Below are 9,585 nucleotides of genomic sequence, written 5' to 3' on the forward strand. Positions count from 1 at the left end.
ACATATTATCCAGTTGTTTCATAACGGCACCCATCAGGGAAACGATTAAAGCTAACCTTACTCAACAGTCATGATCATGGAACAAATCGCTAAACTACACATCGAAAAACTACCTGAAGGGGTTTACCTGGCAACTTCCGACGATATTCCGGGTCTAGTAGCTCAGGGGCGCACCGTCGCCGAAACCATCGAGATTGCGCGTGATGTTGCCAAAAAACTCATCGAAGCTCAAACCGATCGTCAAAGTACAGTCAGTCTAACCACCATCGAAGATTCATTCGATTACCCACTCATTTTGGGGGTTTAATGGGACGGCTAGCAGGCTTCAAATATCGGGAAATCGTCAAGCGGCTCAAGCGACTAGGCTTTGAGTTTGATCGCCAAGCTGCCGGCAGCCATGAAATCTGGTACAACCCATCTACCAACCGCTACACCACGATTCCTAACCACCCTGGTGAGATGCCAGAAGGAACACTTAGGGCAATTCTAAAACAAACAGGTCTCACCCCAGAAGAATTCCTTCAGGCTTGATAGCAACACCATGCACAAAGAACTTAACTTTGAAGACGCGATCGAAGACGTTCTACTAACCGAGGGCGGCTACACCAAAGGCAACCCCGATGAGTACGACCGCGATCGCGCCCTTTTCCCAAAAGATATCATCGCCTTCGTGCAAAAGACCCAGCCCAAATTCTGGGACCGCTTCACCCAGATGAACCAGGACAAAGCCGAAGAAATTTTGCTCGATAGTCTGGTAAAAGAACTCCAGAGTAAAGGCATGCTCACCGTTCTGCGGAGTGGTTTCAAGTGCTTTGGCAAAACCGTGCGCCTTGCCTATTTTGCTCCTAACACCGGCATGGACCCCGATGCCTTCACGCGCTACAACAAAAATGAACTCACCCTCATCCGCCAAGTCGAGACCGCCAGCGGTGCCATTCCCGACATCATTCTCGCCGTCAATGGGCTACCCATCATTTCCCTGGAACTCAAAAACCCCATGACTGGGCAGACGATCGAGAACGCCAAACATCAATACCGCTACGAGCGCGACCCCAAAGAACTGCTGTTTACCTTCAAGCAACGCTGCCTAGTCTTCTTTGGCGTAGATACCGAAGAAGTCACCATGACCACCCAGCTAGATGGCAAAGACACCTTCTTTCTTCCCTTCAATCGCGGGCATCACTATGGCAAAGGCAACCCACCCGTTGAAGGCGACTACCGCACCGCCTATCTGTGGCGCAAAGTTCTCACCAAAAAAAGTCTACTGGATATCCTGGCTCGCTTTCTCCACCTACAAATTGACGAGAAGACAATTGCCACCGAAAAAGGATTAAAGCACCTCCGCAAAGAGGCACTGATTTTCCCTCGTTACCACCAGCTAGACGTCGTCCGCAAACTCGTCGACCATGCCCAATCTAATGGCTCCGGGCACAACTACCTGGTTCAACACTCAGCAGGGTCGGGCAAATCTAACTCGATTGCCTGGTTAGCCCATCATCTCTCCAGCCTGCACGATGCTGATGACAATAAGGTGTTCCACTCCGTTATCGTTATCACCGATCGCCTCATCCTTGACCAGCAGCTTCAGAACACCATTTACCAGTTCGAGCATAAACAGGGTGTTGTGCAAAAGATTGACGAAAATACTCAGCAACTGGTCAAAGCTCTATCAGATGGCGTGCCCATCATTATTTCTACAATTCAGAAGTTTCCCTTCATTACCCAAGCAATTCAGACCTTAGAGAAAAAAGGAGAAACGATCGCCATCTCGACTGAGGGCAAACGTTTCGCTGTAATTGTGGATGAAGCGCACAGTTCCCAAGGGGGCGAAACAGCGATGGAACTCCGCAAGGTTCTCAATAAAGAGGGAATTGAAGCCGCGATCGCTGAGCAACTGCTCGATATAGAAGAAGAGGACTTAAGCGATGAAGCCAAACAAGCCATGTTGCGGGAACAGCTAAAGCGCACCAAGCAACCCAACCTCAGCTTTTTCGCCTTTACTGCCACTCCTAAATATAAAACCAAGGTCGTTTTTGACGAACCCGGCGAAGATGGTCAGTCTCCCTTCCATCTCTACAGTATGCGGCAGGCGATCGAAGAAGAATTCATCATGGATGTGCTGGAGAACTACACCTACTACAAACGTTACTATCACCTCATCCAAACGGTTGGAGATGACTCAGCAGTTCCACGTCGTAAGGCTGCCCGTGCCCTAGCCCGTTTTATCGATCTGCACGATTACAACATCCTACAAAAAGTGGAGGTCATCATTGAACACTTTCGTAGCCACACCATTCATAAAATTGGTGGTCGCGCTAAAGCAATGGTCGTTACCAATTCACGAGAACATGCAGTGCGCTACAAACTAGCCTTTGATAAATACCTCAAAGAAAAAGGCTACACCGGTATCAAATCTCTGGTCGCTTTCTCCGGTGAAGTGTACTTGAAAGAACTGCCAGACGAGAAGTTTACCGAAGTCAGCCTGAACGATGGCATCAAGGAGAAAGAACTACCCAGCAAGTTCGACACCGAAGAATACCAGGTGTTGCTAGTTGCAGAGAAATACCAGACCGGATTTGACCAACCTCTACTGCATACCATGTATGTAGACAAACGATTGGCAGGAGTTCAAGCGGTACAGACCCTTTCCCGACTTAACCGCACCACTCCCGGTAAGTCAGATACCTTTGTCCTCGACTTCATTAACGAACCTCAAGATATCTACACTGCCTTCAAGCCCTACTACGAAACCACTCCCATTGGTGCAGAATCAGATCCGCAGCAGCTTAACAACTTAGCTTACAGGCTCAATGCATGGTCGATCCTCGACACCAACGATGTGAACGAATGGTGCGAAATCTGGTTCCGTAACCGCATGAATCCTACCGGCGGAGAGCACAAGAAGCTCAATAGCATCCTCGATCGAGTAGTTGAGAGATATAACGCTGTAGAAGCTGAAGAACAAGCATTATTTAAAAGCCAGCTCGCCAGCTTCCGTAATTTGTATTTGTTCCTCTCACAAGTCATTCCGTATCAGGACTCTGAGCTAGAAAAGCTTTACACCTTTGGTCGTTACCTATTAACCAAATTGCCTCGGACTCAAGATGGTCCGGCGATAAAAATTGACGATGAAGTGCAGCTCAAGTATTATCGTTTGGAAAAAATCAGCGAAGGGGCGATCGATTTGAAGGCAGGTGAAGCCGTAGCCCTTTATGGACCGAGAGAAGTTGGTACTGGTCAGGCAGATGATGAAGTGCAGCTTTCTACACTGGTTGAAAAACTCAATGACCGCTTTGGTACTGAATTTACCCTGGCAGACCAACTCTTCTTCGATCAGGTGCGTGAAACAGCCGTTGCCAACGAGCAATTACGCCAATCTGCCAAAGTCAATACAGAAGAGAATTTCGAGCCGGTCTTCAATAAACAACTCGAAACCCTCTTCATTGAACGCCTAGAAAACAATGAAGAGATTTTTGTACGCTTGATGAATGATGATAGCTTTCGAGAGATGGCAGCTCAGTACTTGATGCGAACGGTGTATCAGCAGATTAATCAGGATGGAAGTTAAACCTTAAATCTCTATGGCTTGGTTTTAACACAATACTTCTCGGTTAAGGGTGAAACTGATAGATTACAGGATGTACCATCCCTTCGAGGCGCTGCATGATGCAACTGCGAGAATTCACCCTGATTTCCCCCACGATTGAAGCAGGACAAGTGTTCAAAGCGATTGAAAATGCCATTCCCATCGAGTTAATCCACCAGATGATCGCTAAGAGTAATTGCCAAAGTCAACGACAGCGGAAACTACCTGCTCACTTGGTGGTGTGCTTAGTAATTGCCTTCAGCTTTTGGTCGAGTGCGGCGATGCGAGATGTGCTTAAGAACTTGGTGGATGGGTTAAGCGTGCAGTGGACACGCTTATCGCAGTACTGGAAAGTGCCCAACAGTGCCTCGATCAGTGAGGCACGAGCCAGATTAGGATGCCAGGTGATGCGGCAGTTATTTGTGCAAGTGGCGCGACCGTTAGCCACTCCAGAAACGCCTGGAGCATTTCTGGGTGGGTTGCGATTGATGGCAGTCGATGGCACATTGCTCGATGTCCCAGATACGCCCAGCAATGCTCGTGTGTTTGGTTATCCTGGCAGTCGCTTTGGCAATCATGCCGCATTTCCTAAAGTGCGATTGGTGTTGCTGATTGAGGCAGGAACGCATCTGATCACCGATGCGCTCATCTGTCCCTACCGCATGGGAGAACGACGACGGGCACTGAAGCTGTTGCGCTGCATTGGTGCAGGTATGTTACTGATGTGGGACCGAGGACTGCATTCGTTTCGGATGGTGCAAACAACCCTGATTCAAGGTGGGCATTACCTTGGACGAGTGCCCGCCAACGTCAAATTTGAGGTCGAGCAAGTCCTGGGTGATGATTCCTATCTGAGTTGGATTTATCCAGATCGCAAATCCAAGAAAAAGGGAGCCACTCGAATTCAAGTGCGAGTCATTGAGTACACCATCGAGGCAACCGGACAATCAGAGCAACCCCTCAGTTACCGATTGGTTACCAGTTTGCTTGACGCTCAAGCGTTTCCAGCTCTGTTGTTAGCTCAGCAATATCATCAGCGCTGGGAGATTGAAACCACCCTTGATGAAGTAAAAACCCACTTACTGGGACGTAAAGTACCCATTCGTTCGCTTAAACCCCGTGAGGTGGTGCAAGAGATTTATGGGGTATTGCTGGGACATTGGGCAGTCCGTTCACTCATGGTGCAAGCGGCACAACTAGAAGGGATTTCACCCTTGCGGTTGAGTTTTACTGGAACCTTGCAGGTGCTCCGTCGGGCTGTGGCTAAATTTCAAAGTGCAGCGACCGATGAGCTTCCCCTTTTTGGAGTTGGTTGATGCGCGAAATTCTCGACGCTCAACTGCCACCCCGTCAAGGCAGAGTGAATCCCAGAGTCGTCAAAAAGCCCAGGTCAAAATTTCCTAGCAAGAAGAAACATCATCTCCATCAGGGCACTCAGCGACCGCAACTGCTTTTTGCTATTTCTGACTCCGCTTAAGCCTTATCCGAGAAGTATTGGGTTTTAACATATGAAAAACAGTGGTCATTAGTGATGGCTTGCGATGAACCGTTCCATCTGCCATTCCTGTAGCTTTTGAACCGTAAACGAGATTGAGCCAATACCAATATAAGGGTAAAGAAGTATAGCTGTTGCCACCTAGGTTAGGACGGAGAAGCAAGAGTAAAAATTCTAAACGAAGGCATCATCCCTCTACCTTTGTCCTAAAGGAAATGGCGACAACTATACAAAATGGGCTGAAAATCCTTGCCTAAATGAATTTCAAAAAACTGTTTGCTTGCAAAGTAATTTTCATGTTCTTGAAAGTTTGTCTGACTTGTTCTTCAAAATATTCTGAGACCAATTTTCCTGTGATGTCAGAAGCCCATTGCTCCAGTAGTGTGAACTGAGTGCTTCTTGAGATCGGTTGCATTTTCAGTAAGACTAGAGGGAGCATAACAGCAAAATAGAGCGGTAGCAGATACCCTAGAACTCCACATAAGTAGCTTTCGTCTGATCGCTGCCATGCAGTGTTAGTTTGCTGACTGCACAAACATTAACTTATGTAGGTGACAATACCATTACTCTTCTGTCGATAGTTAAAAATCCTCTTCGTCTACATCATCTAGCTCTTCATCTAAATCATCTAGCTCTTCGTCTATGAACCTAAGTTCTCCAGTACCAGTTTCAAAGTCATAAATATCTGAAATATCATCTTGAAAGACTGGTTTGAGTAAGCCAATAGTGATGCATTCACACCAAATTAGGCTTCTCTTCAGAGAATTGCAAAAGTCTCCTGATTTTACTTCTTTATAGTAAACATAGATGTTGTCATAAACACTGCTGCGATCATAGGAGGCGTAAGGAAAATTTTCAAGACGGTTAATAATCCACTTTAACTTGTGATGGTTTACATTAAATGCTCTTCGCCCAATATTTTTAGTTTGACCTACGTAGAGAAAATCATCAGTCCCCTCGTGAATATATATGTAAACTCCTGCTTTATTGGGAGGTGGATCGAACTCTCGGCTCCATAGGTAATCGCCTTCCCAATTAAATATTTCTAGCAATCCGCGATCTATCTTGCCACCATATTCAGATAGCCATTTTATTTTTCCATCGGTAAACCATTTAATAGGCGATAGCGGCATGAGCAGGTTTTCTTTTTTGCTAAGAGCAGTAGTTCTCAATAAAGAGTATTCCCGTTCTGAGCCTTTCTAGTAGCTCTATGAATAGCCAAATTTAACTCTAAACAAGCTGGCTTGTGGTGCTATCTCCTACCAACAGACTCAGCCATATAACGCTTCACTTGATTGGCTGCAAGCAATCTCCGCGATGCACTAGAATCTTTCGGCAGTTTGCTCCAAGCGAATTGTTATGCTGCAAAAAACACGACAAGCTTTGACGATCACCTTTTATCTGTTTTTAGCAATAATTGCTTTTATATCCATATCCTTTAAGCTTAATTGCTTTAGCAGGCGACCTTTAGCAAAACTCTTAATTTTATCTGTTTTGTTACTCATGCTTATAATTTTATTCCGCGCTTTTTCAATAGTCTTTTAATGGACTTGTCTTTGATTGCAAAATCATATAGTTCTCCATTGTATTCATTTATGTCGTCTGCGAATCTACTTGCGTCTTCAAAATAGTTTTGCATTGCATTTTGACCTGGAATGAGATTGTTGAAATACAGTCTCGAAATCCCTAGAACATTATTCAAGAGTTGTTGAAAATCAATTTCTAGTTCAGGGAAATCATGTTTAATATTATTGTAGGAATGTTCAACCATATTATGTATCCTCACTAGCGGATGAGGGTGTGAGAATCGCTTTGTATAAAAATCTTGCTTATTAATAGTATAATCTTGGGTTATTTGATCTATCACTCCGAAATAAAATAGATTTTTTGTAATGACTATGCTTGCCAAGGCGATGTAAAACATACACTTAAGTTTTTCATTGTCTCTGTTCTTTAGGTTCCTATAGATTCTAAATGTGTACTTAATTACCTCAAAAGATGCCATTCTATCTGCATCAAATTCCCACGCATGTTTCTTCATGTCAAAGCTATTTTTATCTAGATTTTCAGCATATAAAAAGTCCTTGAATATATCAAAGCTATTAAACTGTAAAATGTGTCGAAATTCATGGCTAAAGGTATATTTAACTGAGCAATTCAACACGAATTCACTAAATTTAAAGTATTGGTCTTCATGGAGATCACAATAAGCCTCTGAAATAGACTTTTCGTTAATAAAGGCAATAAATAGGCTGTTTGAAAAGAATTTATCATCAAACTTGTCTTTTATTAAGACAGGGTATCCATTAGTAATTGCTATAATATTATGATTTTCAATTTTTGCTGCAAAAGCATTGCAACTGTTGTTGTTGCTTATGTAGAAAACGCAATTATCTAGATGAAATGCGTCAGCATATGATTGGCATAATTCTTGAAACTTTTTTTCAAAATGTTGATAAATATTTATCAACTCTGTATCTAGTCCTTGATAATCAAATACATTTTTAATTATTCCTTTCTTAGTAAGAATTTCTTTGGTGTCGTTCATGTGTTTCTGTATTTCATTTTGCAACATAACGATCTAGGTCAGTGGTTGCGCCAAGCAGCCGCAACCGCTGCCGACGGTACTAACAAAATAGGCTTTGTATATCAGATTCATATTTTGAATAATCTTTCCAACCTAATTCTTGGATAACATCATGAGCTAAATTTTTACCTGAATTCAGAGCTAAAGAAAACTGACTGCCACACGAAGCCTCCAATTTAGCAAAGCAAGTAGTTACAGCCGAGCTGAAATTTCCTTCCTCATAATGCACTGATTGATTTCGAGCCTGCCAAATCACATTTTTAAGTTTTTCTGCGTCTGTTCCTGTCCCTATAATTCTTCCATCAGGACATTTGCTTAGATTACTATGTACAGTAGATATTCCTTGTTTGGCAATTTGAAGAATAGCAACACATAAAGCATCAATAGAAACACTTTTTGCATCAATTGAGCTTTGCAACGCCATAATTTGCTTTTGCAAATCAGCTAACTCTTCACGAGTCTTGTGCCAAGTTATAGCCATAGCTTGCTCTTGTAAAGGAACTACATCATCGTTAAGTGGTGCATCTAGAAGCCACTGTTTAAGATCTTTTTCTTTGCTACTCAGCCCCTCATAATGGCTTTGAAGTTGAGTAAGCTGTCTCTCCTCAGTAGTAATTAGATCAATTAGTCCACGAACTGCGTATTCTGTATCATCTACATACTGATGCATTTTAGAGTAAGGCTCCTAGAACTTCACTAATAATTTTTATTAGCTGGAATTTAGAACGCTAGATGTGTTTGAGAGCATGTTCTCAAACACATTGATTTACGACAAAAGGATTAGGTAGATCCTCTCCATGTAGAAGTTAGAGCCAGCTAACTATCTATCAGGCTGATGTTTCTGTCTAAGATCCCAAATTAGTGCAGTTAGGCGGAATATGGTCAGCCTAAGATCCCAAAATTAATTGGTGATTAGGCAGAAAGTTGTCGGTCTAACATTCTAAATCGAGGTATTAGACGGAATGTTTCTGCCTAATACTCTAGCGCGAGCAAGTGATCATCTCTCAAGGTAGCGGCTGCAAGTCATCTGATCGCCTGCGTAAACCGCAGAGGTTCTGGTGTAAAGAAATCGGCTCAATCTCTCCATTGAATTTTCAGTGATTTTATGTTGAACTTAATCGCACCCTGGAAAGGAATGAGAAAATGCGGGTTTGAGAGGTATTGTCGTACAGCCGTTAGTCCGACTTTAAGCCAGAGGTTGCCACGTGATTGGATTATGTTCGGGTTGAATGAACTGGGGAAAGTGATATCGGCAACTGCACCCGCAAATTTGAAGCAATGAACCTAGAACCCAGTCAGATGCTGACATGAGGACAGGGGTCTCACCCTAGAGTGAGACCCCTGTCCTCATGTCAGCATCTTTAGCACTCTAAGAGCGTGATTTTGGGCGCAATGAACGAGCTTAGAACTCCAGTCCAACCCCCGCTTGCAGGCTAAGCGCACCCGCATCGCTACCTCGAAACGCATTGATGCCATACTTGGCATCGCTGTACACCACGATGCCCTTCGCTACTTCGGATTCCACTCCCGCCGTCAGCACCGCCGCGTCTTTGTTGCCGATCGGAGAGGTCACCCCACCATTTTGCACAAACGAGTAGCCTGCTCCGGCATACAAGTTGGATTTGTCGTTCAACCGCACATCGTACGTTAGGGTCGGAATAATCGCACTATTCTTACCCGTAAACAAGACAGAACCCCGTGCAGACACAGGAGTATTGGGAATGGCAAAGCGCCCTTGAACATTCCCACCAAAGGAAGTGCCATCATTGCCTTGTCCACCGCTGAGGACACCACCAGAAATGCCAGCGCCCACATAACTGCGATCGTAACGAGGAGCAGGTTGAGCCGAGGCAGCATCAACCCCAACGAACAGCGGAGAAACGACTAAAGCAGCAAGACCCGAAAGCATCGCAACAG

At 44.4% G+C, this 9,585-nt stretch carries 8 protein-coding genes; 4 read left to right on the plus strand and 4 right to left on the minus strand.

What is annotated here, in order from left to right:
- The first annotated feature begins 70 nt into the window (after positions 1 to 70).
- The 4 genes from AC5JLB_RS01210 (at position 71) to AC5JLB_RS01225 (ending at position 4,902) form a co-directional block, all read left to right on the plus strand.
- On the plus strand, positions 71 to 307 hold the full coding sequence (locus AC5JLB_RS01210; protein WP_495872031.1) for a type II toxin-antitoxin system HicB family antitoxin: 237 nt from the start codon (positions 71 to 73) through the stop codon (positions 305 to 307).
- Complete coding sequence (locus AC5JLB_RS01215) at positions 307 to 531, plus strand: type II toxin-antitoxin system HicA family toxin (RefSeq protein ID WP_495872032.1); 225 nt, start codon at positions 307 to 309, stop codon at positions 529 to 531. The genes AC5JLB_RS01210 and AC5JLB_RS01215 overlap by 1 nt, the downstream gene beginning before the upstream one ends.
- A 10-nt stretch (positions 532 to 541) precedes the next feature.
- Entirely contained in the window at positions 542 to 3,568 is a 3,027-nt protein-coding gene (locus AC5JLB_RS01220; protein WP_495872033.1) for a type I restriction endonuclease subunit R, read from the plus strand.
- Between the two features lie 95 nt (positions 3,569 to 3,663).
- Complete coding sequence (locus tag AC5JLB_RS01225) at positions 3,664 to 4,902, plus strand: IS4 family transposase (RefSeq protein WP_495872034.1); 1,239 nt, start codon at positions 3,664 to 3,666, stop codon at positions 4,900 to 4,902.
- A gap of 760 nt (positions 4,903 to 5,662) precedes the next feature.
- Here AC5JLB_RS01225 and AC5JLB_RS01230 read toward each other — a convergent pair.
- The 4 genes from AC5JLB_RS01230 to AC5JLB_RS01245 form a co-directional block, all read right to left on the minus strand.
- Positions 5,663 to 6,253 (minus strand): hypothetical protein, encoded by a 591-nt coding sequence (locus AC5JLB_RS01230; RefSeq protein WP_495872035.1) that lies wholly within the window; start codon positions 6,251 to 6,253, stop codon positions 5,663 to 5,665.
- 335 nt (positions 6,254 to 6,588) lie between these two features.
- Positions 6,589 to 7,629: a hypothetical protein gene (locus AC5JLB_RS01235; protein ID WP_495872036.1), complete on the minus strand. Its 1,041-nt coding sequence runs from the start codon at positions 7,627 to 7,629 to the stop codon at positions 6,589 to 6,591.
- Between the two features lie 79 nt (positions 7,630 to 7,708).
- Positions 7,709 to 8,338: a hypothetical protein gene (locus tag AC5JLB_RS01240; RefSeq protein ID WP_495872037.1), complete on the minus strand. Its 630-nt coding sequence runs from the start codon at positions 8,336 to 8,338 to the stop codon at positions 7,709 to 7,711.
- A 732-nt stretch (positions 8,339 to 9,070) separates the two neighbouring features.
- Positions 9,071 to 9,585: putative outer membrane beta-barrel protein (locus AC5JLB_RS01245; RefSeq protein ID WP_495872038.1), on the minus strand; the 515-nt coding region annotated here is incomplete at its 5' end.

The sequence above is a fragment of the Myxacorys chilensis genome (genome assembly GCF_059505265.1).

What these genes read in the sequence shown, in the direction of transcription:
- AC5JLB_RS01225 (WP_495872034.1), top strand. Translation starts at nt 3,664, where the DNA reads ATGATGCAACTGCGAGAATTCACCCTGATTTCCCCCACGATTGAAGCA.
- AC5JLB_RS01235 (WP_495872036.1), bottom strand. Translation starts at nt 7,629, where the DNA reads ATGAACGACACCAAAGAAATTCTTACTAAGAAAGGAATAATTAAAAAT.
- AC5JLB_RS01240 (WP_495872037.1), bottom strand. Translation starts at nt 8,338, where the DNA reads ATGCATCAGTATGTAGATGATACAGAATACGCAGTTCGTGGACTAATT.
- AC5JLB_RS01210 (WP_495872031.1), top strand. Translation starts at nt 71, where the DNA reads ATGATCATGGAACAAATCGCTAAACTACACATCGAAAAACTACCTGAA.
- AC5JLB_RS01220 (WP_495872033.1), top strand. Translation starts at nt 542, where the DNA reads ATGCACAAAGAACTTAACTTTGAAGACGCGATCGAAGACGTTCTACTA.
- AC5JLB_RS01215 (WP_495872032.1), top strand. Translation starts at nt 307, where the DNA reads ATGGGACGGCTAGCAGGCTTCAAATATCGGGAAATCGTCAAGCGGCTC.